This window comes from Limnohabitans sp. T6-20 (assembly GCF_003063505.1).
GTDB lineage: Bacteria > Pseudomonadota > Gammaproteobacteria > Burkholderiales > Burkholderiaceae_C > Limnohabitans_A.
In genome coordinates this window covers 659,064-682,788 of record NZ_NERW01000001.1, presented here as the reverse complement: position 1 = coordinate 682,788, position 23,725 = coordinate 659,064, and the positions used below count along the sequence as shown (strand labels likewise).

The 23,725-nt window shown below is 56.8% G+C and carries 22 protein-coding genes; 13 read left to right on the top strand and 9 right to left on the bottom strand.

The features are described from left to right. The first annotated feature begins 24 nt into the window (after nucleotides 1-24). The 6 genes from B9Z33_RS03240 to B9Z33_RS03215 all read left to right on the top strand — a co-directional run bounded on the left by B9Z33_RS03240 (nucleotide 25) and on the right by B9Z33_RS03215 (nucleotide 5,226). A complete protein-coding gene (locus B9Z33_RS03240; protein WP_108286122.1) occupies nucleotides 25-1,287 on the top strand; it encodes a cyclopropane-fatty-acyl-phospholipid synthase family protein in 1,263 nt (420 codons plus the stop codon). 4 nt (nucleotides 1,288-1,291) lie between these two features. Next, nucleotides 1,292-1,903 carry a chalcone isomerase family protein gene (locus B9Z33_RS03235; RefSeq protein ID WP_108285555.1) on the top strand — a complete coding sequence of 204 codons (612 nt, stop codon included), beginning with the start codon at nucleotides 1,292-1,294 and terminating at the stop codon, nucleotides 1,901-1,903. After that, complete coding sequence (locus B9Z33_RS03230) at nucleotides 1,900-3,258, top strand: MFS transporter (protein WP_108285554.1); 1,359 nt, start codon at nucleotides 1,900-1,902, stop codon at nucleotides 3,256-3,258. The genes B9Z33_RS03235 and B9Z33_RS03230 overlap by 4 nt, the downstream gene beginning before the upstream one ends. A 75-nt stretch (nucleotides 3,259-3,333) precedes the next feature. Then, nucleotides 3,334-3,906: a DUF3833 domain-containing protein gene (locus tag B9Z33_RS03225; protein WP_108286121.1), complete on the top strand. Its 573-nt coding sequence runs from the start codon at nucleotides 3,334-3,336 to the stop codon at nucleotides 3,904-3,906. Nucleotides 3,907-3,944: 38 nt separating this feature from the next. Continuing rightward, complete coding sequence (locus B9Z33_RS03220; protein WP_108286120.1) at nucleotides 3,945-4,769, top strand: SDR family oxidoreductase; 825 nt, start codon at nucleotides 3,945-3,947, stop codon at nucleotides 4,767-4,769. A gap of 22 nt (nucleotides 4,770-4,791) precedes the next feature. Next, on the top strand, nucleotides 4,792-5,226 hold the full coding sequence (locus B9Z33_RS03215) for a nuclear transport factor 2 family protein (RefSeq protein WP_108285553.1): 435 nt from the start codon (nucleotides 4,792-4,794) through the stop codon (nucleotides 5,224-5,226). Between the two features lie 24 nt (nucleotides 5,227-5,250). On the opposite strand, the gene B9Z33_RS03210 is transcribed toward B9Z33_RS03215, so the two are convergent. The 6 genes from B9Z33_RS03210 to B9Z33_RS03185 form a co-directional block, all read right to left on the bottom strand. Further along, nucleotides 5,251-6,486, bottom strand: coding sequence for a hypothetical protein (locus B9Z33_RS03210; protein WP_108285552.1), 1,236 nt, complete (start codon nucleotides 6,484-6,486; stop codon nucleotides 5,251-5,253). Then, nucleotides 6,479-6,985, bottom strand: a complete 507-nt coding sequence (locus B9Z33_RS03205) for a hypothetical protein (RefSeq protein WP_146183814.1) — start codon at nucleotides 6,983-6,985, stop codon at nucleotides 6,479-6,481. The genes B9Z33_RS03210 and B9Z33_RS03205 overlap by 8 nt, the downstream gene beginning before the upstream one ends. Before the next feature lie 176 nt (nucleotides 6,986-7,161). After that, complete coding sequence (locus B9Z33_RS03200) at nucleotides 7,162-8,181, bottom strand: hypothetical protein (RefSeq protein WP_108285550.1); 1,020 nt, start codon at nucleotides 8,179-8,181, stop codon at nucleotides 7,162-7,164. After that, nucleotides 8,168-8,452 carry a hypothetical protein gene (locus B9Z33_RS03195; protein WP_108285549.1) on the bottom strand — a complete coding sequence of 95 codons (285 nt, stop codon included), beginning with the start codon at nucleotides 8,450-8,452 and terminating at the stop codon, nucleotides 8,168-8,170. The genes B9Z33_RS03200 and B9Z33_RS03195 overlap by 14 nt, the downstream gene beginning before the upstream one ends. Beyond that, the gene (locus tag B9Z33_RS03190) at nucleotides 8,449-10,338 is read right to left on the bottom strand and encodes a hypothetical protein (RefSeq protein ID WP_108285548.1); all 1,890 of its coding nucleotides are present in this window, start codon (nucleotides 10,336-10,338) and stop codon (nucleotides 8,449-8,451) included. Before B9Z33_RS03190 ends, B9Z33_RS03195 begins: the two co-directional genes overlap by 4 nt. Further along, nucleotides 10,335-12,233 carry a hypothetical protein gene (locus B9Z33_RS03185; RefSeq protein WP_146183813.1) on the bottom strand — a complete coding sequence of 633 codons (1,899 nt, stop codon included), beginning with the start codon at nucleotides 12,231-12,233 and terminating at the stop codon, nucleotides 10,335-10,337. The genes B9Z33_RS03190 and B9Z33_RS03185 overlap by 4 nt, the downstream gene beginning before the upstream one ends. A 263-nt stretch (nucleotides 12,234-12,496) precedes the next feature. Here B9Z33_RS03185 and B9Z33_RS03180 point away from each other — a divergent pair, with 263 nt between their 5' ends. Genes B9Z33_RS03180 through B9Z33_RS03165 form a run of 4 tightly spaced genes read left to right on the top strand, consistent with a single transcriptional unit; the run spans nucleotide 12,497 to nucleotide 17,558 of the window. After that, on the top strand, nucleotides 12,497-12,946 hold the full coding sequence (locus tag B9Z33_RS03180; RefSeq protein ID WP_146183812.1) for a hypothetical protein: 450 nt from the start codon (nucleotides 12,497-12,499) through the stop codon (nucleotides 12,944-12,946). A gap of 11 nt (nucleotides 12,947-12,957) precedes the next feature. Further along, nucleotides 12,958-14,646 (top strand): hypothetical protein, encoded by a 1,689-nt coding sequence (locus tag B9Z33_RS03175; RefSeq protein ID WP_108285545.1) that lies wholly within the window; start codon nucleotides 12,958-12,960, stop codon nucleotides 14,644-14,646. 19 nt (nucleotides 14,647-14,665) lie between these two features. Continuing rightward, complete coding sequence (locus tag B9Z33_RS03170) at nucleotides 14,666-16,870, top strand: hypothetical protein (protein ID WP_108285544.1); 2,205 nt, start codon at nucleotides 14,666-14,668, stop codon at nucleotides 16,868-16,870. A gap of 10 nt (nucleotides 16,871-16,880) precedes the next feature. Next, nucleotides 16,881-17,558 carry a hypothetical protein gene (locus tag B9Z33_RS03165; protein ID WP_146183811.1) on the top strand — a complete coding sequence of 226 codons (678 nt, stop codon included), beginning with the start codon at nucleotides 16,881-16,883 and terminating at the stop codon, nucleotides 17,556-17,558. A gap of 114 nt (nucleotides 17,559-17,672) precedes the next feature. On the opposite strand, the gene B9Z33_RS03160 is transcribed toward B9Z33_RS03165, so the two are convergent. After that, nucleotides 17,673-18,287, bottom strand: coding sequence for a glutathione S-transferase N-terminal domain-containing protein (locus tag B9Z33_RS03160; protein WP_108285542.1), 615 nt, complete (start codon nucleotides 18,285-18,287; stop codon nucleotides 17,673-17,675). Between the two features lie 119 nt (nucleotides 18,288-18,406). On the opposite strand from B9Z33_RS03160, the gene purB reads away from it, so the two are divergent. Beyond that, entirely contained in the window at nucleotides 18,407-19,807 is a 1,401-nt protein-coding gene (purB, locus tag B9Z33_RS03155) for an adenylosuccinate lyase (protein ID WP_108285541.1), read from the top strand. Nucleotides 19,808-19,889: 82 nt separating this feature from the next. Beyond that, entirely contained in the window at nucleotides 19,890-20,450 is a 561-nt protein-coding gene (locus B9Z33_RS03150) for a YaeQ family protein (RefSeq protein ID WP_108285540.1), read from the top strand. 155 nt (nucleotides 20,451-20,605) lie between these two features. On the opposite strand, the gene B9Z33_RS03145 is transcribed toward B9Z33_RS03150, so the two are convergent. Further along, nucleotides 20,606-21,061 carry a DUF3717 domain-containing protein gene (locus tag B9Z33_RS03145; RefSeq protein WP_108285539.1) on the bottom strand — a complete coding sequence of 152 codons (456 nt, stop codon included), beginning with the start codon at nucleotides 21,059-21,061 and terminating at the stop codon, nucleotides 20,606-20,608. 350 nt (nucleotides 21,062-21,411) lie between these two features. On the opposite strand from B9Z33_RS03145, the gene B9Z33_RS03140 reads away from it, so the two are divergent. Next, a complete protein-coding gene (locus B9Z33_RS03140) occupies nucleotides 21,412-22,098 on the top strand; it encodes a TerC family protein (RefSeq protein ID WP_108285538.1) in 687 nt (228 codons plus the stop codon). 7 nt (nucleotides 22,099-22,105) lie between these two features. Here B9Z33_RS03140 and B9Z33_RS03135 read toward each other — a convergent pair whose 3' ends face one another. Further along, nucleotides 22,106-23,626, bottom strand: a complete 1,521-nt coding sequence (locus tag B9Z33_RS03135; RefSeq protein WP_108286119.1) for a M48 family metalloprotease — start codon at nucleotides 23,624-23,626, stop codon at nucleotides 22,106-22,108. Nucleotides 23,627-23,725: the final 99 nt, after the last annotated feature.

The window sequence follows — 23,725 nt, the reverse complement described above, 5'->3', positions numbered from 1 at the left end:
CCTGGAGCCCAAGCGATGGACCCCATGCTGAAAACTTCCGCCTCTGTTTCTGCCCCAACGCGGGGCCCTGCCGCGTTGAATCCGTTGGCCAAAATCCCGCATGCGCCCTTGCCGCGTGCTGCCAGACGAGTCATGGCCCTGCTGGCGCGCCTGAAAATCGGCACGCTCACTGTGCACGCACCCGATGGCAATCACCAGGTGTTTGGCACGCATGCCGCACCCTTTGCAGCGCTGCACATCCACCGCTGGGACCTGTGCGCCGAAGTGCTCAAGTCAGGCGACATCGGTTTTGCCGAAGGCTACATGGCGGGTGATTGGACTTCGCCCGACCTGGCTGCTCTGCTGCGCTTGCTGATCGCCAACCGCAACGAGATCGAAGGCGCGATTTACGGGCACTGGCTGGGACGTTTGGCTTACCGCATCAAGCATTTGCTCAACCGCAACAACCGCAGCAACAGCCGCAAGAACATTCACGCGCATTACGACCTGGGCAACGCGTTTTACGAGCTGTGGCTGGACGGCACGATGAACTATTCATCGGCCTGGTTCGACGGCGACAAAACCCAAGCCATGGCCGACGCCCAAAAAGCCAAGGTGCGCCGCGCCTTGCGCATGGTGCATGCCAAAAAAGGCGACCGCGTGTTGGAAATTGGTTGCGGCTGGGGTGCCCTGGCCGAGTCGGCCACCACCGAGTTTGGTGCACACATCGCGGGCGTGACCTTGTCCACCGAGCAGCTGGCGTTTGCCAACGCCCGCATGCAGGCTCTGGGCGTCCCGCAGCAAGCAGACTTGCGCTTGCAGGATTATCGGGACATCAACGATGGCCCCTACGACGCCATCTGCTCGATCGAGATGATCGAAGCCGTGGGCCAGGCCTATTGGCCAACCTACTTTCAGACCATCAGCCGCTTGCTTAAACCCGGTGGCCGTGCCTGCGTGCAAAGCATCACCATCGACGACAACTTGTTTGATCGTTATGTGAACTCGACCGATTTCATTCAGCAGTACATTTTTCCGGGCGGTTGCCTGCCCAGCCCAAGCGAGTTCCGCAAGCAGGCGCAGGCGGCGGGTTTGCAGGTGGTGGACGAGCTGAATTTTGGCCCTGACTACGCCGAAACCCTGCGCCGCTGGCGCGACAGCTTCATGTCGCAGCTGGGCGATGTGCGTGCCCTTCAGTTTGACGACCGCTTCATCCGTCTGTGGGAGTTTTACCTCGCGTATTGCGAAGCCGCGTTCGATGAAGCCAACATCGACGTGATTCAGTTCACCTTGGTCAAACCGAGCTGAAACCATGCCCATCCACCCGAACAGCCATGTGGCCATGACCGATCGGGTGCAGCGCATCAGACTGCGCTGGTTGTTGATTGCGGGGCTCTTCGGCACTGTGCAGGCCCAAGCTCAAACGGCACCTGTCAGCCCCAACGCCGAGTACACCCGCCCCGAAGTGGCCGCCTTGCAAGGCGTGGTGCCCACGCCACCGATTCGGTTGCGCGTTTGGGGTTTTGAGGTGTATGACGCCCGGTTGTGGACACGTTTGGGTTTTCGGCACACGCAATATCCGCAGCACCCCTTTGCACTGGAGTTGCAATACCTGCGACGCTTGGAAGGTTCTGCCATCGCCTCTCGCTCCATCGATGAGATGCGCCGCATTGGCAGCCTGACCGAGGCCCAAGCGCAAGGCTGGCAAGCGGCCATGCGTGCTTTGTTTCCCAACGTGGGGCCGGATGACCGCATCACCGGGGTGAATTTGCCGGGTGTGGGTGCTGAATTTTGGGTCAATGGTTTGCGGGTGGGCGCGGTGAACGATGCGGCGTTTGCGCGTTTGTTTTTTGGTATCTGGCTGGATGAACGCACGTCCGAACCCAAAATGCGCATCCAGCTGCTGCAAGGTCTGCAGCCATGAGCGATCTGCCCACATCCCGATCGACCCAGCTCACCCAAGGCGCTGCCCAGCCGCAGACCAAAGCCATCGTGGCGTCTTACGGTTTGCTGGGTTTGCCTTTGGCCTTTGTGGCTTTGCCGGTGTATGTGCATTTACCCCATGTGTATGCCCAGCAATACGGCGTGCCGTTGGCGGCGTTGGGCGGTGTTTTGTTGCTCAGCCGCAGTGTCGATGCTGTGGTGGACCCTTGGCTCGGGCGTTGGGGTGACCAGATTTACCGCCACTCTTGGCAAGCTGTCTGGTTGGCTGCGGTGTTGCTGGCATTGACGGTGGCGCTGGGTTTTGCAGCCTTGTTTTTTCCACCAGCTGCCGCACTGTCGGCACCGCAGTTGCTGGTCTGGGTTGGCGGCGCGCTCACGCTCAGCCACTTGGCTTACAGCGGGCTGGGCATCTTGCACCAGGCTTGGGCTGCCAGGCAGGGCGGCGGTGCGCTGGCGCAAAGCCGCTGGGTCGCCTGGCGCGAAGGTTTTGCATTGGTGGGTGTGTTGCTGGCCTCTGCTTTGCCTGCTTTGTGGGGCTGGGGCCTGACCACTGCATTGCTGGTGCTCATGTTGGGGCTGGGCTTGTTTGGTTGGCGGCGTACCGCCATGCAGGTGATGTCCCTGCCTGTGCAGTCGCACAGCGCAGAGAGCGAAGCTGCCAGTCTGTGGCAGCCCTGGAAGCATGCGGGTTTTCGGCGCTTGCTCATGGTGTTCATGCTCAACGGTCTGGCCAGCGCCGTGCCCGCCACACTGGTGCTGTTTTTTGTGCAAGACCGCTTGCAAGCGCCCCCAGCCATGGAGCCTTTGTTTCTCGGTCTGTACTTTGCGGCCGGTGCCTTGTCGTTTCCGCTGTGGCTCAAAGTCATTGACCGCTTGGGCTTGTTGCGCAGCTGGGCGCTGGGCATGGGCTTGTCGGTGCTGGCGTTTGTCAGTGTGATTGGTTTGGGCGCAGGTGACACCACGGGTTTTTTGTTGGTGTGCGCGGTGTCGGGCATGGCGCTGGGGGCCGATCTCACGGTGCCCGGTGCGCTGCTCAACCAGCTGATTGACCGTTGTGGTGAGCGTGGCCGTACAGACGGCGCTTTCATGGGTTGGTGGAATCTGGCCACCAAACTGAATCTGGCCATGGCGGCGGGCTTGTCGCTGCCACTGCTGAGTCTGTGGGGCTATGCCCCGGGCCAGCAAGACGCCGATGTCGTGTTGGCCTTGGGCTTGGCGTATGGCCTGCTGCCTTGTGTGCTCAAGCTCATGGCTGCACTGGCCTTGTACCTGTGCTTGATGCGCACGCCTGACTTGATTTTGGGGCCTGAAGCGATGGCCCATCCTTCGGCATGACGCCGCTTTGAAACGCGACCACGGGACTTTATGAACCTGACGACCCACACCCCAGCTGCCGCTTTGCAGCCCGACATGCACCGGCGCAACGCACTCACCCGTCTGGCGCTCTTGCCCGTGGTGGCCAGTGCGCCATTTTTGGCCAGCTGTGCCGGACCCCAAGTGCAAAACTATGCACAAGAAAAACCACTGCTGGACCTGCGCACCTATTTCACCGGCACCATCGATGCGTGGGGCGTGTTCACCGACCGCAGTGGGCAAGTCGTCAAGCGTTTCACCGTGGTGATGGATTGCAGCTGGAACGGCGACGAAGGCGTGCTGGACGAAGCCTTTGTGTATTCGGATGGAACGAAGCAGCGCCGCATCTGGAAGCTCAAAGCTGGAACGAATGGAACGTATACCGGCCGAGCCGACGATGTGGTGGGCGAGGCCTCTGGCCAAGTGAGCGGCAACGCGTTCCGCTGGGGCTACACGCTGGCCTTGCCGGTGGACGGCCGCGTTTGGCATGTTGACTTTGACGACTGGATGTACCTGATGGACGACCGCGTCATGTTGAACAAAGCCACCATGAGCAAATGGGGGGTGAGGCTGGGCGAAGTCACCCTGTCGTTCACGCGTCGCACGCCTGTGCAGGCCAAGCCAGGGTGAACGGCATGACCACAACATCTTCCAATGCGGCGGCCAACATGCTGCAAAAAGTCAGCCCTCAGCCAGCGCCGTCAGCCGCTGCACGCCGCTGGCTTCAGTTGAACGCGCCGATGACCGACTGGCATGGCCGCAGGGTCTGGCTGGTGGGTGCGTCCACGGGCATTGGTCTGGCCTGTGCCCAGGCTTTGCGTGCGGCTGGTGCGCAGGTGGTGATTTCGGCACGCAACCCGCAAGGCGTGCAGGATTGGGCCGCGCAAGATGCGGGTGTGCAGTGGCGTGCGCTGGATGTGGGCGATCACGCAGAAGTGCAGGCCACCGCGCGCGCCATTTTGGCCGAAGGCCCACTGGATCTGGTGGTCTACGCCGCCGGGTATTACCGTGCGCAACGCGCCACAGCCATGGACCTGGAAGACCTGCTGCAACACGACAAGGTCAATTACCAAGGTGCCCTGCAAGTCATCCATGCGGTATTGCCGGGCATGTTGGCGCGGCAGTGTGGTCATGTCAGTGTGCTCAGCAGCGTGGCGGGCTGGCGCGGTCTGCCCAATGGTTTGGCCTATGGCCCGACCAAAGCCGCGCTCACCCACTTGGCCGAGACGCTGTACATGGATCTGCAGGACCAGGGCATCGGCGTGAGCGTGATCAACCCCGGCTTTGTGGCCACGCCGCTCACGGCCCAAAACCAGTTCACCATGCCCGCCCTCATCAGCCCCGAAGAAGCGGCGCGTCAAATGCTCAGAGGCTGGGCCAGTGGTCAGTTCGACATCCACTTTCCCAAGCGCTTCACCTTCTGGCTCAAGCTGCTGCGCCTCCTGCCTTATCGGCTTTATTTCCCGCTGGTGCGCAAGTTCACGGGGTTGTGATTTTTGTATGGAAAATTGCCCCATGGACACGCGACAAGTCACCCAGAACCTGGCCACGTTTTTCGAAACGCTCTCACCCCAAAGCGTGTCGCAGCTGCACACGCTCTACGATGCACAGGCGCGCTTCAAAGACCCGTTCAACGAGGTGCAAGGCTTGCCCGAGATTGAGCAGATTTTTCGGCACATGTATGTGGCACTCGACCAGCCACATTTCGTCATCACCAGCCAACTGGTGGATGGTGCGCAAGCCTTTCTGACTTGGGAATTCCGTTTTCGCTTCAAACGGTTTGACACCACCACCCTGCAAACCGTGCGTGGCGGCAGCCATGTGGTTTTCAATGAGCAAGGCTTGGTGACCATGCACCGCGATTATTGGGACGCAGCAGAAGAGCTGTATGAGAAATTGCCGGTGGTGGGGGGCGTGATGCGTTGGCTCAAAAAACGGGCTAATCAATGAGGTGTTTTTTGGGTCTTGCGTGACTCACCACCACGCAAGACCGAGCAGTGCCAAAGTGGGTGCCAAACCAAGCCACCCCAAATTGCCCAATGGCATGCCGAAAACCCAGAGTTCGAAAAGCAATGTGAATTGTCCGAAACCGTGCAGCCACATGGAGCGAACCAACCAGCGCATTTTGTCTTGCCGCTTGAGTAGGCCTGCCAATCCGATCAAAGAGAAGACCAATACGCAGAGCAGCGTTGCCAGTGTCAGCCGTGAAATGGCTTGTCGCTGCACGCTGTAGCCAATGTCCAAAATCCACCACCCCATGCCCAGACAAATGGCAGAAATACCCAAAATCCATCCGTGATGTGAAGTAGGCTGCATGGCCGGAGGTTTCGGCAATGCTGGCGTGGTCATGACTTCTTCGGAGCGAGTCAAGCTTGCGATGCGTGAGGCCACTTGCAAGGGGGGCTCTGCTCGTGGTCTGGGTGTTTGTTGCTTGTCGATGGGTTTTGGCGTGGCGCAGGCATGTTGCAAATGGCCAAGGCATTGTTGCAGCATGGCGCGCGCGTCATCTTCGTTGTGCAAGTTCAACAATGCAGAAAACGGATCTTTGAATTCAGCGATCAATGAGGGATGCATGCGTGATGCCAGCAACAGCATTTGCCCTGCACCATGAGCCGTGACACACCATTTCAGAGGCAAGTCTTCCACATGCAAGCCACGGGTCCAATCGTCTTGGTAAATGTTTTGGGGGACATCGAAGGGGGCGTGCCAGTCGGTGGGCTCCGGTAGTTGATGGCGTTTGTAGAACGCTTGCCAATCCTGAGCCAATGCTGTTTGCAGCAAGGGGTGCTGGTCGCGGTTGGGACGCATCCAGAGCGGCTTTTGCAAAGCAAAGTGTGGGCAAATGGCATTGCCAAAATCGATCAACCAAACGCGACGGCCAGAGGCACCCCCAGTATTTTGAATGACAAAATTTCGCAAGGCGATGTCGATGTGCCAGACATCCAGCTGTGCCGTCACGATGAGTGCCGACAATGCGCCCGCCAGTGCTTGCATGACCTCGGCCGGTGTCACAGATCTCGAATTCAACCATTGGTGCAGATCAGTGCCGCCATGGTGCATTTCCAGATAAGCCATTTCGACGTGGCTGAGCACCACAGGTGGAACTGGTGCATGCCGCTGGCCCAGGTATTCCAGAATTTGATGCTCTCTGGACAGCTCGTAGCGGCTTGTGAATGTTTTTCGGTAAATTTCGGGGCTTGTTTTATCCATACCGAATCCACAACATGGCTACCGAGACATCGTCCTGACAACCCGACGCCAAAGCCTCGTCTGCCAATGCCCGACAAAGATAATCCAGGTCCTCGGATGAAGGTTTCTGGTGGCTGATTTTTTGGAGCGTTTTTTGCAGCGATGAAGTGGGCAATACCCGTGCAGGTCCGTCAGACATCATCAGTGCCAGCCAAGTGCCCTGTGCAGGCAAGTCAAGTTGGTGCACGGTGTCCAACACCTCCGATGCGATCAACTGGCTGGGGTTTCCATAGGTGTCCAGATCTTTGGGCATGGTGCAGTTTTTTTGCCATGATCCCCAGCCTCGCCAACGGCGTTTGTAAAGTGTCAAGTCGCTGTCACCCACACTCACCAGTCGCAGACCCCATGGCGCAACATGCAGTCCGACCAGTGTGGCTGCCGTGTTGGGAAATGACAGCAGCATGTCTTCGTGCAAATCGCGAACCAGCGGCTCGAAATTCAGGGGCGTGTCTTCAGGCATTGGGGCACATGTGATTTGATGGCAAAGCCACAACGCAGCCCGACCACTGTCAGGGCAGCTGTTGGCCCCATCACACAGCGCATACAGGCCTTGCTCAGGGCATGCGCTGAAAGCGTCAAACCCCAAGCCCTTGTCAGGCCCGTGGTTGATCGCCTTGCCCAAAATGCACTTTGGGTTCATCGAACAGCTCTGGGGCGTGGCGTGGCATCGGCATGAGGCGTGGCGCGACTGCCTGTGCTGATGTCGATGCGGGGGTATTCGGCGCGGTTTTCCCGTTGCCCAGGGGCCACCAAGGTGTCCATGGGGACACCTGTCAGCAAACGCAGGGGGGAGCCGGGGTCAATCCGGTGCAGTGTGTTGGGTCGCAACACTTCCCCTTGGTCGGTGGAGCAGGTCAGGCTGGCTTCAGCGGGAACAAAGCAATAAATTTGACCCAAAGCTTCAAACACGACCAGTTGCCGGCGCGAAACATAAGTACCGGCAACGTCCACGCCAGACCCCACAGCCAGACCTTGGGCCGTGGCGGTTTCACGCCCAAGCAATGCAGGCAACGCCACTGATTTTTCGGTGTTGCCGTGTTGGTCGTGCAGGGTAATTTGAACCCGCGATCCTGTTGTTTTTGTCCCACTGCCCAAAGCCTGACTCATCGCTGTGCCACGAGGCGGTGTGACCACGATTTCTGGTGTGGTGATGGGTGTTTTGCGAGTGGGGCCATCCAGCGCTGCGCGTACTTCAAAACGCACTTTTCGGCCTTTCAGTGAAAGGATGAAGGATTCGTCCTCGGTGGCCGTATCAAGGGACTGAGGATTGACTTCAAAGATGGGCACCAGGCCCGGAGAAACCCGAACCGATGCACCTCGCGTTGAGCGGTATTCACGCTGCACCACCTGGCCGAAAAATTGGGCACGAAACTGCGGGTTGATGCTCTCATGATTGGATAAGAAGTCTTCCAATTCACGTGAGGTTTGCGCGTCCATCGCTTTGATCACGAGGCTTTCCAGTGAAAAGAAACTTTCTTCCAGAATGCTGCGCATGTAGCGACTTTCGCGTTCTTCGAGTGCCCGTGTGATGGCGCTGCTAATGAGTGTTTTGAGTTCAAAAACAACGTTGTCTGCAAAAGCATCCATTTCGCGTGTGTGCAAATTTTCGATGCCCTTTTCAGCAGAAGAAAAACCAAAAATGTCACGGAATTTCATGGGGCGCTCCTGGCGGTGTGAACAAGATCAAAAAATCAGGTTGAGGGTGAACACGGATCTCCAGCCGGGTCTCCAAATCGGGATATTCGGCAGACAGCAAGTCATACAGCACACGCCCGTAATCTGCGGCGTGCAGTCGCTGGTGAATTTGTTTGGGGACACAAAGGCACAACTGGCGGTGTTCTCGCAGAGCCGATAAAAGGCTGATGCTGACCGCAAGCAATTGGGTCAAGGCAGGTGCATCGGGCGAAAAGCTGAATTTGCGCATCATGGACCTCGCACGGGAAGCATGATCTGGTTCACTGCTGCCATGGCCAGATGGCTGGCGGCATGCAGGGGCGGTGCACCTTTTTCAGGAATGGCAATGACACCGATGCTCAGGACTTGGCGTGGACTTTTCTCTGCGTCAGAGTCACCTCGCCATTTGGACAAATCGCGGGTGTCCACCAAGCCTGAGAACAAGCTGGTTCCTGCAAATCCAGGATCTTTTTGGCTCACGGTGCCTGTTTTCCCCCAGACACCGCACTCACCCGTGCAGGGTTTTTGCATTTCATGCGTGAAGGCGGCCGAGATGGTGCCTGCGCCTTGCCAGCCGGCCTCTGCGGGCTCGACGGCTTTGCGCATGCCGCCCATCACGGTCAGGGCCGCCGTCGACCATTTTTCGGGGGGGCGCGGTAGCAAGGTCGATGCAGAGGGGGCCATCACAGAGGGGATCACAGGCACCATTTTTTGTGACAAGCGCCACAACTGCATGGGCACAACGGCCAAACCCATGGCGCTCACGCGTGAGTCTCCAGCGCCGATAACGGCCTGTATGGCGCGCGAGGTTGCGGTGTATGCAGCGTCTCCTTGCGGTTTTTGCTTGCCTTGGCGAATGCGGTCGTAATGCTCCCAGTCGATCATCTTCACGCCGCGATCAGTTTGGGTGTCGATGGCCAGACGACCGATCAGCCCAGGAACGAGGCTGGGCACATCGGCAGAGACGAGACCCACGCGGCCGCAACCGGGGCCTTTTGCTTGGCAATTCAGATTGAAACCGAAGGCGTCAGAAATGGCCCGTGTCTGCGATGGGACGAAACAGCGCTGGCCTTTTTGGGTGTCGCAAATGGCTTGTCGTTCCCACCATTCGTTGCGCTTGCTGACGCTGCCATCGTTTTGCCCCGATGTTTTGATTTGCTTTTGCAAGACTTGGGGATCCATCTGCTCGTGGGTTGCCAAGCCCAAGGCAAACAACAATTTGGCGGTAGAGGCCGGAGGCGCTTCGAGCAAAGTGGCACCCAAGGCCCCTGGGCCTGTGGCGTTGGCTTTGTTGCAGGCTTTGCCGTGACACCAGGCAGCCAGTAACGCGCCCGATTGAGCATCCATGATGACCACTGAAACATCACGGAGCCGTTGAAGTGCAGGAACTTTGACACAAGTCTTGTTGTTCAGACAGGCCGTCCACAAGTCGAATCCATCTTGCAGTTGAGCGTTCAAGGTCAGGGACGCAGAACCGGTGCTCGAGAGCTTTCCTGTGACGGCAGAAAGTGTGGAGGCCTTGGCCACGCCACTGGCCAGCTGGCGGTAAGAGGACTCTCGCGACAAAGCCGCCAAGGATTTGAGCTGAGGCGGATTTCCGCAATTCATGGGGTTACCAGAAAGCAATACGATTTGATTGTTCTCCTTGCCCAAGAAGCATGGAATATGCCTTGTCCAGGTGACGTCTTCGGAGAGTTGTTGCTCTACCGTTCGTGCAGACACGCTGGATGTGTCAGCGGGTGTCGCGGCCAATGTGATGGCCCATTGGAAGGCTTGCAAAAAACTGCTGCAACCTGACCAACGGTCAGTGGCTTGAGCGGCCTGTGCGATGCGGGCATCGGCTTGTGCTTGTGACCATTCCAGCCCCGACATCAGGCGCACCCTAAGTACCGCTAGCGAACGTCCTTCACACGGCATGTTCGCTTTGCTGTTTTCGGAGGGGTGTTCTGGATTTTGAGCATCCAGGCTGTTGCTGGCTGCAAGCACCTGTGCAATGCGACCGGTTGGCCGGAACACGGTGTCACCGATCTGAGGCGTTTGTTTTTGCTGCCACCAAGCTGTGCTGAACAGCATCGTCAGCACGCACACGCCCATCCAAAGTGCGCGACCGGCCAAAACCCGGCTGTACGGTTTGATCATGGCGCCTTTCTTCGTGTTTGATAACGCACAACGACGATGAGCGTCAGAGCGATGACAGGGACCAGTGACGATGACAAGCCAATGCTCAAAAGAGGTGTACCCAGTCCGGTGAGCGGGATGATTCTCCAGTTGCCAAGAAAAGTCACCACAGTTTGTGCTGCTGTGCCCCACAGCATGAAAAAGGCCATCATGGACAAAGCACGCGAGCTGCCTTGCTGTGTCAAAAATTGCCGCATCAGCCATGTGGCCAAGACCATCATGGTCATGAGGTACAGCAGAAAAAACACAAAAGTACCCTGAGTGCCCAGAACCCCGGTCAGGACCACCGGCATGTAGTCACTGAGTGCCTGCAAAGGGATGCAAACACCACCACCGCTGCACCACGCGATTTGCCCCAAGTTGAAGCCTTTCTCGTGCGCGGCATTCGAGAAGGCCAGCAGTCTTGCAAAGTCACTCACCGATGCACTCAATGGGTCCATCATCAAGGCAATCCGACCTTGAACTTTTTCGGTTTGACTCATGAGCCCGGCCATCAGCACGCCTGCCAGTAAAACCGCACCAGCCAGGCGTGAACCAAACACCATGTACAGCGTGGTGACCGCCACGATGGTGGTCACCAGTGCTGCGCCGAGATCATGAAATACCAGCGCTGCAGCGCCAATACCAACGGCACAAAATGCCGTGAACTGAAGCAATGGCCGATTCAGCTGCGTTGCAATCACGTCGATGGGGTCTTGTGAGCCTGTTGCGTTTCGTCGCCAGGCCGTCATCAAGCGCCAGGGCTTCAGTGCAGCAGGTGCGACTTGGGCGGTCGCATGAACACTTCGGCCAAAAGCAGCTGTGAGCAGGCCCGCCATCACGGCCATTCCGAGCTTGAGCGCCTCTGAGCCCAACGCCGGACCTTGCAAGGCATAAGCAAAACCCATCAGCACCATCAAGCTCAACATGGTTGCACCCCAATACCGCATCGCCAACGAAATGGCCTGACCGATCCGAGGTGCCAGCAGCAAACCTGTCGCCATGATGGAGACAGAAATGCCACCGACCAGCATTTGACGGTTCAACTGGTTGCCCAGTGGGTTGAGTGGGAACACGCTCGAACCTTGGCCATAGTGCACCGACGCATCTGCTGCGATCAACAAACCCAGCCAGGTCAAAACCGCGTATCCGGCCATCAAGCCCCACCCCAGCCAGCCTGCGCGCCACCATCCCAGTCCCATCAGAATGGCTGTGCAAAGTGTCAAGGCCCAGGGCACCCATGTCAGGCTGGTTGCCAGCGTGTCTGCTCTGCTTTTTAAGCCTGAGGGCTTGTCTGCAGCCCGCACCACATGCCAATTGATCTTTTTAAAAGTGCCTGATGCGGCGTCGTAGCTTTGGCCTTGTTGTTCCAATAACAGTTGAAACATGTCGGCATAAGTCGATCTCTCTGCGAAACCATCCTTTGTCTGGTTTGCCATTCGGGCTGAGCGTTCGGTCCATTGATCCAGCCGCAATTGCAGTGCAAACAGCGGTTGCGCCAGCATGGGTTGACTCAAGCGCAAGTTGTCCAAGTGCTTGAGCAGTGATCGCAACTCGCTCTGTCGTTGGTCAACGGATTGAAGTGCCTGGACCCAACTGGTCTGGGCTTGAGCAGACATCACCGGGGTCAGCGTGTTCATGTCGTAGCCGCTGCGGCAATCCACATCGGCGAGATTTTGACCCGTCCACATTTCGCAAAACGTGGAGGCATTCAGCTGGGCTGCTGTTGCGGGGCGGACCCAGGAGTCCACTGCTGTCGACAGTGCAATTTCGCGTGAATTGAGTGCCTTCGGAAACCAAACATGTGCAGCGATTCCCAAGCCAACGGCCAGGATCCATCCCAGCAGCAGTGGCAACGTTTGACGGGGAATGGTCATGACAGTTTTGTATGCCGACGAGAGTCGTTGCGCACCCAATGAGTTGAATAGCTAAAAAGTATGAATAAAGTTAAAAATATCGGAAAAATATAATTTTGCAGCCACTGGTGTCAAAAGTATAATTATGAAACAATAAAAGTAAAAGATCTAAAAACAACAAATAAGGCTGTATTTTGCTTAAAGTAATCAAATTCACTCTTCGCCTCGCCATCGTGTGCTGCTTGGCCTTGGGCCTGTCCGCCTGCGATCAACTCCGTGGCCGATTGGCTGAACTGATTGCGCCGCAGTCCCCTGCAGAGGCGCTGAAGTCGATTGACACCATGGTGGCGGCCGGGCAACTGAAAGATGCGCTGTCCAAAGCCGAGTCTTTCATGGAAAAACCGGGCGATTTGCGTGGGGACTTTGAGTTTGCGGCAGCCCGGGTGGCTGCGATGCAAGGCAACACAGACACTGCACTTCGTTATTTGGCGCGTGCAGTGGCTACGTTGAATCTTGCACCAGACCAACTGATGGCAGACGAGGCGTTCAATTCAATGCACACGGACATTCGTTTTTTACAAACGATCACCGGACAGTCCAGCACTGTTTCAACAACAAAAAAATCTTCACCCTCTGACACGCAAGTGAAAGCCAGTGAGGACACACAAATCAAGATCAACAACCAAGGCACAGAGGTCCGTGCTGGCGATGTTGTGATCAAACTTCCCAACTGATTGGATAACCCATGAAAAAGAACATCATTGCACTGGCATCTGGTTTGGCCCTCTCCATGGCCGCAGGCACATGGGCGCAAGCACAGACAGTGACTGCGTCGACGCAAACCAAAATTCAGATCACCAAGGGTGCAAGCCCTGCTTCTCTCAAAAGAAAGTTGAAAGAAGAGCTTGAAATCAGAGCAGTGAAAAATTTGTTGGAAGCGTCCTTTGCGATCAAGATGACGCCCCAAGTCGAGGCTAAATTGCCAGAACTCGTCGAGTTGCTGGGTGACTCGATTCAGATTTCGATGGATCCAGCCGACGGCGAAGTTTTGTCAGGAAAAGCCACCATCTCGGTCGCATCTGCCAAACTGAAAGAGTACCTCATCAATAAGGGCATTGGCGCGGGTGACATTGCAGCCAAATCGGCCAAGATTCTGGTCTCGATTGATGAATTCATTGGCGTTGCTACGACCAATGACGGCAAAACAGCGACCCAGACAGAAATTCAGTACTCGCACGACAAGAGCTCTTTTTCTGACACCAGCGCCAAAGCGTCTGCAAGCCAGAGCGAATCGTCTGCGTCTTCTTCATCTCGTAAAAATGATGTCGCCATGGCATCCCGTGATTCCGTGGCCGTATCGGGCCGCCAATCGTCCGCGGTCGCGGCACGCCAAGATACTGCGGTCGCCGGACGCCGCGACTCTGCTGCAGCCTATCAAGGTCGTGATGGCAATGCTGCTGCCGCATCGTCCAGCCAATACGCAGGGGCTCAGAGCACACAGTACCAAGCGGCTCAATCGTCGCAATACGCAGGCGCTGCATCGTCCTCGCGTGCCTACAGCGATAAAAGTCAAAGTGCCAATGCTCAAAGTTCATCGTCTGCATCGTCTTTCAGTGCAGATCAGAAAAACGTGCAGCAGCAAACGGACAAGGTCAGTTACTCTGTCAAGACCAAAATGCCAGAGTTCAACAATGCTAAACCTTTGGGCGCGCAAGACCGTGTTTTGGCCTCTCGCTTGAGTGGTGAATTTCAGAACAACGGTTTGCGATTGGTCGCTGAGAACGATTTGCGTGCTGAAGGTGGCCGCATTCTTCCGATTTTTGAAATCACTAACAACGGACGGATCAATCAGTTTGTCGATCTGATTCAAAAGAAGAGCATCGAAGCCGATGTGTGGGCAACGGGTCAAGCCAATTACACGATCGTGGGCACAACGCCCAGTGGCACGCAGTGCAACGGCAACTTGGCCGTGCAGGGCCGTTTCATTGAGGGCAATGAAATCTTCTTCGAGGACTCTTTGCAGGCCGCAGCAGTGGGCAATGGCGACCAAGATTGCCGTGGACGTTTGGGCATTGCCTTGGCCACATCTTTGGCCAAAGTCTTGGGCCAAAGAGCCAACAAAGAATTGAACGCCCGTTCCTCGCGAGGCTCGGTCTACACCTTGTACCTGTACAGCGCCGGCTCTTTGGGTCGTGGCGAGCGCAACAAGTTCCAGACCAGTCTCAAAAGCACTGACGGCTTGCAAGCCAGCGAGCCTCGGATTGGCGACAACTACATGGCAGTCAGCGTGCAGATGGCAGGTTCACTTGACAGCACGATCAACAAAGTTCTGGACTCCCTGAATTGGGACAAGGCCGACTACGTGACGCGTCCTGGTAACCGCATTTGCATTGGCCTGGAAGGCAAGCAAGTTTGCCCCGCAGATCTGCGCTAATTTTTTTCTGATAGACACCATGATCTCCAACCGCTTCTCCGTCGCATTGGCTTTGTGTGCCAGCTGGTTTTCCAGTGCCCACGCTGCAGCCGAATTCCAGTACTACGTGTACCCAGTCGGCGGGATCACGGGGATCAGTCAATCCGCGATCAAGACAGAACAAGTCGGCCCCAAATACGGCGGCATGATCAATGAAAAATACGCGGACCTCTTTTTTGATGCACCGACCCAGCAAGCCTTGGTCAAAAGCTTCCAAGAAGGGGTTGCCAAGCAGTTCCCAAGCTCCGTGGTGGGGGCCAATCAAATTCGCACCAGTAAATCTGGCAAATACGCTTACCAGCCGTATGAGGCCACTCAGTGTTCCCCTCAGTTCACGGTCAACTACAAAGACAGTTTTGCCATCGCGATTGGCATCAGCCGTTTGTCCACGTACTTCAACACGTACAGTGACTTCACGCAGGTGCTGATCCCGATCACTTACACCGTGCGCTTTGTCAAGCTCAACGGGGCGTCAGTGGTTTTCTCCAAAAGTGAAACCATCTACACCGGCATGACCGCACCGACGGCGGACTTCTTCATGCCCGGTGGTAAAGAGATCAAGCCAGAAAACGTGGCCAAACTCAAAGCGGCCATCTTGAACGATGGCTTGCAAATGGTGCAACGCCATGTCGATGCCGCAGCCAAGGGCTTTGCACCCAAGCAGTCGCAAATCACCATCGCGGCAAAAGACGGGGACTACTTCATCTTCAATAACGGCAGTGAAGTCGGTTTTACTTCCGATGAAGATTTAGACGCCGTCAACGACAAAGGTGAAGAGTTTTCTTTCACGGTGCAATATGCGAGCAATGGCATTGCCGTGGCGGTGGCCAGCGATTTCACACCAGACATCAAACGCGCCACCAACCGGCTTCGCCAGGGTGAAAAGTTGACCTTCAGCTTTACCAAACAAGGCAAAGATGACGCCAAGCCTTCGGTGATGGCGGTTCAATACACACCGGCCTCTGGGGCCAGCTTGACTGACCAACAGGTGCTCGACAACGCTTTGCTGTCGATTGTGGCCGATGACATCGGTTTCAAGGCGCCCTTCAACTTGGTCAAGCACGACGCAGACTTTTCCCGCCTCAAAACACAAATTCGCGGCGAAGCGAATTGCGAATCCACCATGTTCCAAGACATGAACGGTTTTGCTGATAACTCGACAAAACCCAGAGCCAACCCCGATTTGTATCTGAAGCTCGATGCGCACAGTTCGCCTGTATTCACAGCCATCGGTGTGGGCGGTGCTACCGCCAAGTCCATCTTCACAAACTCCGTGACATTGAGTTTGATTGACCGCTCCAGTGTGGTCAATCAGGTCTTTGTGGGCAGCAACCCCTATGAGTTGAACCGCACTGGCGGCAAAGGACTGGATAACAACCAAGCCAATGAAATCAACTTGAAAAATGCCGCCTTGGCATCCATGCAGTCCATGCTGGCAGGATTTTCCGTAGCCCCCAAGACCGTTGGCATCAAAGCCGTCAGCAATGGCGTGCTCACCTTGGCTCAGCCATTGCCTTTGTCTGTGTTTAACCAAGCCAAAATCGTTCGACCTTTGAAGGCCGGATCATCTAAGGCACCGGTCTTGATGCCTTTGTCGCGCAGTGTGGCGCAGCTCATCAAGCCAACACAAGACACCGACAAAATAGAGATCAAAGGCGAGGTGCGTGCGTCCGATTTGATCATGCTTGGTGCGACCGATGCCGCCAATAAGCCGCTTAAATTTTGCGATGACTCCCGCAAGCGCCATTTTTTGATGTCCCCTAATTTGAGGCACCCTTCGAATGGTGAAGCCTTGGTGGGCCGCGTCATTCCTTTCAAGACCAAGGGGTACAACTTTGTAGAGACCAGCGCGCCATATCTGGGCAGTGTTGAGTTGGCCCTGAAAGAAGGATTTTTTGGCAGCACAGATGTCGTCAAAAATGTAGAAACACCTTACTGCGCAGTGGCGCAAGAAGTGCAGCAACTTCTTAAAAACGACTGCGTTGGCGACAAATGTGCAGGTTCGGCCAGCGTGGTATCAGGCGTGCGAATCTATGAGGGGGCCAACAAAATTGGCGAATCCCTTGCGGGTGCGAAATTTGATTTTTCAGAGATCAAACCAGACGCACTTTCTCAATTTGTAGGTGTCAAGGCCTATGAACATCAGCTGAACAGCATTTCTCAGCACAAATCAAAACTTCACTAAAGGAACCTTCATGAAAAATAAACTGGTTGCGCTATTTTTGGCGCTCGGTGTAGCCTCTTCTGCTAATGCCCAATTTGGTGGTCTTGGCGGTATGTTGGGTGGCAGCAAAGGCGGCGGCGGCGATGTAGGTGCCATGGCTGAAGAGTTCAACCGTGATGCATCTGCCATTAATGAAGTCGTGACTTATTCACTGATTCAGATCGTTGCTGCCTTGGGTGATAAGCAACAAATTGCAGCAGTTAAGGTTGTGAACGACAACCTGAGCAAGGCAACTGACCCCAAAGAAAAAGGCAGTATTCAAGGCACAGCGATCAAAGAGCAAGCCACCATTGCTGAAGAGTTGTTGAAGTCTGATCAGGCCAAGGCCAAAGTTGAAAAAATGGCACCTGAAATGCAGCAAAAAGTGGCGAAATCCATTTTTGCTGTCGGTGTTGCTTCTTTGCGCATTCCAGTGATGATGGACAAGGGCAGAAAGATCATCGAAGGTGTGGGCAGCAACCCTATGAACATCAGCAAAGCATTGCCAGTCAAAGATGGCATGTCTGTTTTTGCTTCAGCCTTGCCCAAAATGCCCAGCATTTTGTCAACTGGCTTGAAGCTGATGCGTGATGTCAAAGTGGATCCGGGCAACCCTGCTGCCGACTCCAAAATGGAAGCAGACAAAAACCCATCAATCCCAGAAGGTTAATTAACCCTTTTTTGCCGCCGCATGCTGGCGGCAAAGGATTTTGTTATTTGAAAAGCCCGGTGGGTCACACCGGGCTTTTTCTATGGTGTTGACGCTGTTCTGGTCCAGCGAAGATCAGCCGGGCAAGCTGTCCGCAAAGCTTTGCCGTTGCGCCAGTTTGTCGTGCAGCTTGTGCAGGTTGGGGTAAGGCGTACGCCAATCAATTTGCGGGAATCTGAAATCCAGGTAACCGACAGCGCAGCCTACGGCAATGTCCGACAAGCTCAGGTGGATGCCTGAGCAAAACGCTTTTTCGCCAAGACCATGGCTCATGGCTCGAAGGGCGTGTTGGATCTTGTCCAGTTGTCGGTCGATCCAGGCTTGGCTGCGCTCGCTGTCTTTGCGGTCTGGCCAGACGGCTTCCATTCGGGCCAGCAAGGCGGCATCCAGCAGGCCATCGGCCAAGGCCTCCCAAGTCTTGACTTCGGCGCGTTCGCGTCCGGCCGTTGGAATCAGTTTGCCCACAGGTGACAAGGTGTCCAGGTATTCAACGATGACCCGTGAGTCAAACACCGCCTCGCCACCCTCCATGATCAGGCAGGGCACTTTGCCCAAAGGGTTCGATGCGTGGATGGTGGTCTGCGCTGACCAGACGTCCTCGGTCACATGCTGATAGTCCAGCTTTTTCTCGGCCATGACGATGCGCACTTTGCGAACGTAAGGACTGGTGGTGGAGCCGATGAGTTTCATGGTGGAGATGTCTGAACAGAATGGCTGCTGATTCTAGAGTGTTCAGTGCTGCTGAGGCTGACAGCTGGCATGGATCACCTTGGCCGTGGTGCCTTGGCCCTGCCAATTACAATCAAAGGATGAATTTCTCTCCCATTTCCGCCCTTTCGCCGCTGGATGGCCGTTACGCCAGCAAACTCAATGCCCTGCGCCCTCTGATGAGCGAACAAGGCTACATGCACCGCCGCGTGCAGGTGGAGATCGCCTGGTTCATTGCCTTGTCCGATGCCGGGTTTGCAGAATTCAAACCTTTGTCGCCCGGCGCACGCAGTTATCTGACGGCGCTGGTGAAGAACTTCTCCGAGGCCGACGCGGTTGCTATCAAGGAGTTTGAAAAGGTCACCAACCACGATGTGAAGGCCGTGGAGTACTGGATCAAGTCCAAGTTCAAGGACCGCCCCGAGCTGGAGCATGTGGGTGAATTTGTGCACTTTGCCTGCACCAGCGAAGACATCAACAACACCAGCCATGCCTTGCAGATCAAGGGCGCACGGGCCCAAGTGATCCTGCCGGGCCTTGACGGCATCATCGCCAAGCTGCGCGAGATGGCGCACGCTTTTGCCGATGTGCCCATGCTCAGCCGCACGCACGGCCAGACCGCCAGCCCCACCACCGTGGGCAAGGAAATGGCCAACGTGGTGATGCGCCTGAACGGCTGCCGAGAGAAGATCGCCGCCGTCAAGCTCATGGGCAAGATGAACGGTGCGGTGGGCAACTACAACGCCCACCTGTCGGCCTGGCCCGACTTTGACTGGGAAGCGTTTTCCCAAAAGGTTGTTGAAACCCCAGAGTTGGGTGAAACCCAAAGCAGCCAATGGGGCCTGGGCCTGACCTTCCAGCCCTACAGCATTCAGATCGAGCCGCACGACTACATGGCCGAGTTGTTCGATGCCGTGGCCCGTGCCAACACCATCCTGATCGACCTGTCGCGTGACATCTGGGGCTATGTGAGCCTGGGTTATTTCAAGCAGCGCCTCAAAGCCGGTGAGATCGGTTCTTCGACCATGCCGCACAAGGTCAACCCGATCGACTTTGAAAACGCCGAAGGCAACCTGGGCCTGGCCAACGCCGTGCTCAAGCACCTGTCTGAAAAGCTGCCGATCAGCCGCTGGCAACGAGACCTGACCGACTCCACAGTGCTGCGCAACATGGGCGTGGGCCTGGGCTACACCGCGCTGGCCTATGCCTCGCTGATGACGGGCCTCAACAAGCTCGAACTCAACGAAGAAGCCCTGGCCGCTGACCTCGACGCCGCCTGGGAAGTGCTGGCCGAGCCGATCCAGACGGTGATGCGCCGCTATGGCGTGCAGGGTGCTTATGAAAAGCTCAAGGAAGTCACGCGCGGCAAGACCGTGTCGGCGGCCGATCTGCATGGCCTGATTAAGGGCCTTGAGATCCCGCAAGCCGACAAGGACCGCTTGCTGGCCATGACACCGGGCAGCTATGTCGGCAAGGCCGCTGAGCTGGCACGCCGGGTCTGATTCATAACTTGTAGGAGGTCGCCCCTGCGGTCGAATTTGCCAGACGCATTCGCGCGCAGGGGCGCGCTCCCACAAAGAAACCATGGCCCTCAAATCCACTATTTACAAAGCCAACCTGTCGATCGCTGACATCGATCACAGCTATTACGAAGACCACCAGCTCACGCTGGCGCGGCACCCCAGCGAGACCGACGAGCGCATGATGATCCGCCTGCTGGCGCTGGCCATCAACGCCTACAAGCTGCAGGCGGTGTGCAACGGCGATGGCAAGCTGGCCTTTGGCGCAGGCTTGTCGGACCCGGACGATCCGGACGTCAGCCTGCGCGACTTCACGGGCCAGACCCGCATGTGGATCGAAGTGGGTCAGCCCGAAGACAAGCCCATCATGAAAGCCTGTCAGAAGGCCGATGAGGTGCTGCTGTATTGCTTCAACCACGCGGCCGAAGTCTGGTGGAAAGGCATCGAGACCAAGCTCACACGCCTGGACAAACTGCAAGTCTGGCGTGTGCCCACCGAGCGCTCACAAGAGCTGGCCCAACTGGCCGAGCGCAGCATGCAGCTGCAAGCCACCGTGCAAGAGGGCAGCGTGACTTTGAGCAGCGACAAGGGCAGCGTGCACATCGAGCTGATCCGCTGGAAATAAATTGGTGGCTCATAGCCCTTTCTGTGGCCGAATGTGTGCGGTGGCTGAGCCGGCATTTGCGAGCAGGGGCTCACTCCCACAAAATAGCGGCCCCTGTAGAAGGTAACGGTCCTTGTGGGATGTCGCCCCTGCGGCCTAATGCCTGAAGCTGCGCCTTACAAATCCAGCTTGCTTTGCGCCTCAGCCGCGGCCTTGGCCCAGTGGCGATCTTCGGCGGCGCGCTCGGCGTATTTGTTGAACCGCCAGGACGTGCCATCGACCGTGATGCGATGCCACACGGCACGTTTCTCGCCGGGGGTCATCTCGGTCCACAACTGCACTTCTTCAAAACTGCGGCCACAGCCTTTGCAGGTTTCGTCGCCCTGGCTGGTGGAGCAAATCGCAATGCAGGGCGTGTCGGGCGTGGTGGCATACCAGTCTTGCCAGGCTTGTGCCGCAGCCAGGGGCAAGGTGAATTCATCGGCCAGGTCGTGCTTGTAATAGACCATCAGCGCATAGACCTCTGCCAGAGCACGCAGTTCGCGTGGCAAGGTGACCCCGTCGGGAGAGGGGTTCTTGATGCGCCAGTGGTTGATGGCAGCTTCGATGTCGGTGATGTGGATTCCGGCCATGGTGTGTGAGGAGCAGGTCGGCGATCATAGCGCCTTCAAGGCGCTCAAACGGGTGCTCCATGAACATGAATTCCCATATGTTTTACAAGGTAAAACAAAAACAGGGTTTAATACTGGCCAGAAGGGGAGTAGCTCCCTGTGGCCGTGGCCTGCAAAGGGTCCGGTTTTGATAAATCGTCAATACGTAGCGAAAGCTTCCGGTTTATCAGGCACAAGCCCTGCTTGTTGCTGAGCAAGACCTTCGATCCAACCTGTTCACGGTGGGTCGAACTTGCGGCATGTCCTCTCTTGGACAGTGCGATGTTCCGACTTATCCCAAGCAGGTTCCATACATTGAACCGGAGTCTTCCATGGAATTTTTATCGGCACCTTGGTGGTCGGCATTGCTGGCCATCATTTTGATTGACCTCGTGCTGGCGGGTGACAACGCCATCGTGATCGCCCTGGCTGCCCGCAGCTTGCCTGCCGACTTGCAAAAGAAAGCCATTTTCTGGGGCACAGTGGGTGCCATTGCTGTGCGCGGTGTCATGACCATTGGCGTGGTTTGGCTTTTGCAAATTCCGGGCCTCATGCTGGTCGGTGGCTTGGGCTTGCTCTGGGTGGCTTACAAATTGTTGGCAGACACCGGCCATGGCGATGAGCACGGGCCTGTTGCCAGCACTTTCTGGGGTGCCATGAAAACCATTGTGGTGGCCGATGCCTTGATGGGTGTGGACAACGTCTTGGGCGTGGCCGGTGCGGCACATGGCGCTTGGGACCTTGTGATCATCGGCTTGTTGATCAGTGTGCCCATTGTGGTGTTTGGCAGTTCGGTGGTGCTCAAACTGGTTGAGCGTTTCCCGATCATCATCCAGTTCGGTGCCGCCGTGCTGGCGTTCACTGCCGCCAAGATGGTGGTGGGTGAGCCTTTGCTGGACAGCCTTTTTGATGCACCGTCGCAGGCCGTTTGGCGGTGGGCTGCGTATGTGTTGGCCATCGTTGCCGTCTTGGGCGCGGGCTGGCTGAGCACGCGAAAAGCGTCAACCCAAGCCGACTGAGTCACCATCAGCGCTCGGTCTGCATTTCCCGGATTTGGCTTTGTACTTGCCGCAGCCGAGTGTCCACAATCGATGCTTCAATGTGGTCGCCCGGTTGCAGGCGGTTGTTTTTGGCCCAGTCTTGCGCTGCACGAAATCGGTCCACTGCGCCCGACCAATCCATGCGGGCCATCTGGGCTTCACCCTCGGCGCGCAGCGAAGCCAGTGTTTGGCCTTGTAAAGCCAGCATGCTGGCCAGGGTGTCCCAGGCTTGCCCATCGTGCGGCGCTTGCGTGACTTTTTCGCGCAGCTGCCGGGTGATGTCGGCGCGCAGCGGGTGCGCCGGAAGTCGCAACAAAGCTTGCGCGGTTGCCAAGAGTTCCGGGCGTTGTGGTGTTTTGCTACCCAAGGTCTGCAACACCTGCAAGGCGACGCCAAAGCGCTCTTGTTTGGTGGCCACTTCAGCCTGAAGCAAAGTCACCAAGCGTTTGGCTTCGGTGGCCTGTGGCAACCCTTGCAACACCGATGGCGACAGCAATTGCGACAGCGCCTGCCATGTGCGTTCTGCTGCAGCCGTGTCGCGCAGTTGCAGATGTGCCAATGTGGCGGCATACAAAGCGCCTGCTTTTTGTGCGGGTGTGGCCTGCGCCGAGGTGGCTTTGCTGTCTTGCGTCCAAGCCCTCAAGGCTTCCACACTGTTTTGTGACATCACCCGTGCACGGGCGGCCAGCATGGCCTGCGCCAAGTCCGTTGGCACGCGTGAAGGGCTGCTGTTCAGCTGCAAGCGCGCCTGCATGTCGGCGATGCGCTCGGTGGTCAGGGGGTGGCTGCGCAGGTACGGAAACGCGCCGTTGTCGTTCACGCCTGCGGCTTGTTGCAGTTTGGCAAACATGCCCACAAAACCCTGCGCGTCATAACCGGCATCGGTCAGCACGCCAAAACCCACGCGGTCGGCTTCGCGCTCCATGTCGCGTGAATAGCTCAATTGCGACTGGATCGCTGCCGCCTGCCCGCCCACGATCAGGCCTTGTGCGGCCTGTGGATTCTTGCTGATGGCCAGTGCCCCCAGAATCATCGAACCGATTACCAAGGGGGTCATCTTGCCCTGCTCGTCCATGGAGCGGGCAATGTGGCGTTGCGTGACGTGGCTGAGTTCGTGTGCCAGCACCGAAGCCAGTTCGTCATTGGAGCTGACCACCGCCACCAACCCCAAATGCACACCCAGATACCCGCCGGGTAGCGCAAAGGCGTTCACGGTACGGTCTCGACCCAGCAAGATGCGCCAGGCAAAACGCTCTTGCAAATCGGGAGAAAGTTCGCCCCGTGCTGCGGCTGCTTTGGTCAGTGGCATCCACAACCGCTGGATGTATTCATCCAGCACCGGATCTTCTAAATAGTCCGGGTCGCGGTAAAGCTCGCGTGCAATCCGGTCGCCCAATTTGCGCTCGGCGCTGAGTGAAATGCCTTCGCTGTTGCCAAGGGAAGGTAAGGCGTTGGTCTGAGTTCTGGCCGGCTGCAGGCCCAAGGTGCCCAGCAGCAAAACCAGCATCAGTTGGGAAGGGCGGAATATGTTTTTCAAGGTGATCGGCGTCCCGTTGAATGACCTGTTGATGGCCGTATGATGCGCCATTCTTGTCAACCTTTTGTA

Bases quoted from the DNA above. Each gene is read 5' to 3' on its own strand.
- B9Z33_RS03240 (WP_108286122.1), top strand. From the start codon at position 25: ATGCTGAAAACTTCCGCCTCTGTTTCTGCCCCAACGCGGGGCCCTGCC.
- B9Z33_RS03215 (WP_108285553.1), top strand. From the start codon at position 4,792: ATGGACACGCGACAAGTCACCCAGAACCTGGCCACGTTTTTCGAAACG.
- B9Z33_RS03200 (WP_108285550.1), bottom strand. From the start codon at position 8,181: ATGAAATTCCGTGACATTTTTGGTTTTTCTTCTGCTGAAAAGGGCATC.
- B9Z33_RS03175 (WP_108285545.1), top strand. From the start codon at position 12,958: ATGAAAAAGAACATCATTGCACTGGCATCTGGTTTGGCCCTCTCCATG.
- B9Z33_RS03170 (WP_108285544.1), top strand. From the start codon at position 14,666: ATGATCTCCAACCGCTTCTCCGTCGCATTGGCTTTGTGTGCCAGCTGG.
- B9Z33_RS03205 (WP_146183814.1), bottom strand. From the start codon at position 6,985: ATGCCTGAAGACACGCCCCTGAATTTCGAGCCGCTGGTTCGCGATTTG.
- B9Z33_RS03145 (WP_108285539.1), bottom strand. From the start codon at position 21,061: ATGGCCGGAATCCACATCACCGACATCGAAGCTGCCATCAACCACTGG.
- B9Z33_RS03230 (WP_108285554.1), top strand. From the start codon at position 1,900: ATGAGCGATCTGCCCACATCCCGATCGACCCAGCTCACCCAAGGCGCT.
- B9Z33_RS03190 (WP_108285548.1), bottom strand. From the start codon at position 10,338: ATGATCAAACCGTACAGCCGGGTTTTGGCCGGTCGCGCACTTTGGATG.
- B9Z33_RS03225 (WP_108286121.1), top strand. From the start codon at position 3,334: ATGCACCGGCGCAACGCACTCACCCGTCTGGCGCTCTTGCCCGTGGTG.
- B9Z33_RS03135 (WP_108286119.1), bottom strand. From the start codon at position 23,626: ATGCTGGTTTTGCTGCTGGGCACCTTGGGCCTGCAGCCGGCCAGAACT.
- B9Z33_RS03160 (WP_108285542.1), bottom strand. From the start codon at position 18,287: ATGAAACTCATCGGCTCCACCACCAGTCCTTACGTTCGCAAAGTGCGC.
- B9Z33_RS03220 (WP_108286120.1), top strand. From the start codon at position 3,945: ATGCTGCAAAAAGTCAGCCCTCAGCCAGCGCCGTCAGCCGCTGCACGC.
- B9Z33_RS03195 (WP_108285549.1), bottom strand. From the start codon at position 8,452: ATGATGCGCAAATTCAGCTTTTCGCCCGATGCACCTGCCTTGACCCAA.
- B9Z33_RS03165 (WP_146183811.1), top strand. From the start codon at position 16,881: ATGAAAAATAAACTGGTTGCGCTATTTTTGGCGCTCGGTGTAGCCTCT.
- B9Z33_RS03140 (WP_108285538.1), top strand. From the start codon at position 21,412: ATGGAATTTTTATCGGCACCTTGGTGGTCGGCATTGCTGGCCATCATT.
- B9Z33_RS03150 (WP_108285540.1), top strand. From the start codon at position 19,890: ATGGCCCTCAAATCCACTATTTACAAAGCCAACCTGTCGATCGCTGAC.
- B9Z33_RS03185 (WP_146183813.1), bottom strand. From the start codon at position 12,233: ATGACCATTCCCCGTCAAACGTTGCCACTGCTGCTGGGATGGATCCTG.
- purB (WP_108285541.1), top strand. From the start codon at position 18,407: ATGAATTTCTCTCCCATTTCCGCCCTTTCGCCGCTGGATGGCCGTTAC.
- B9Z33_RS03210 (WP_108285552.1), bottom strand. From the start codon at position 6,486: ATGGATAAAACAAGCCCCGAAATTTACCGAAAAACATTCACAAGCCGC.
- B9Z33_RS03235 (WP_108285555.1), top strand. From the start codon at position 1,292: ATGCCCATCCACCCGAACAGCCATGTGGCCATGACCGATCGGGTGCAG.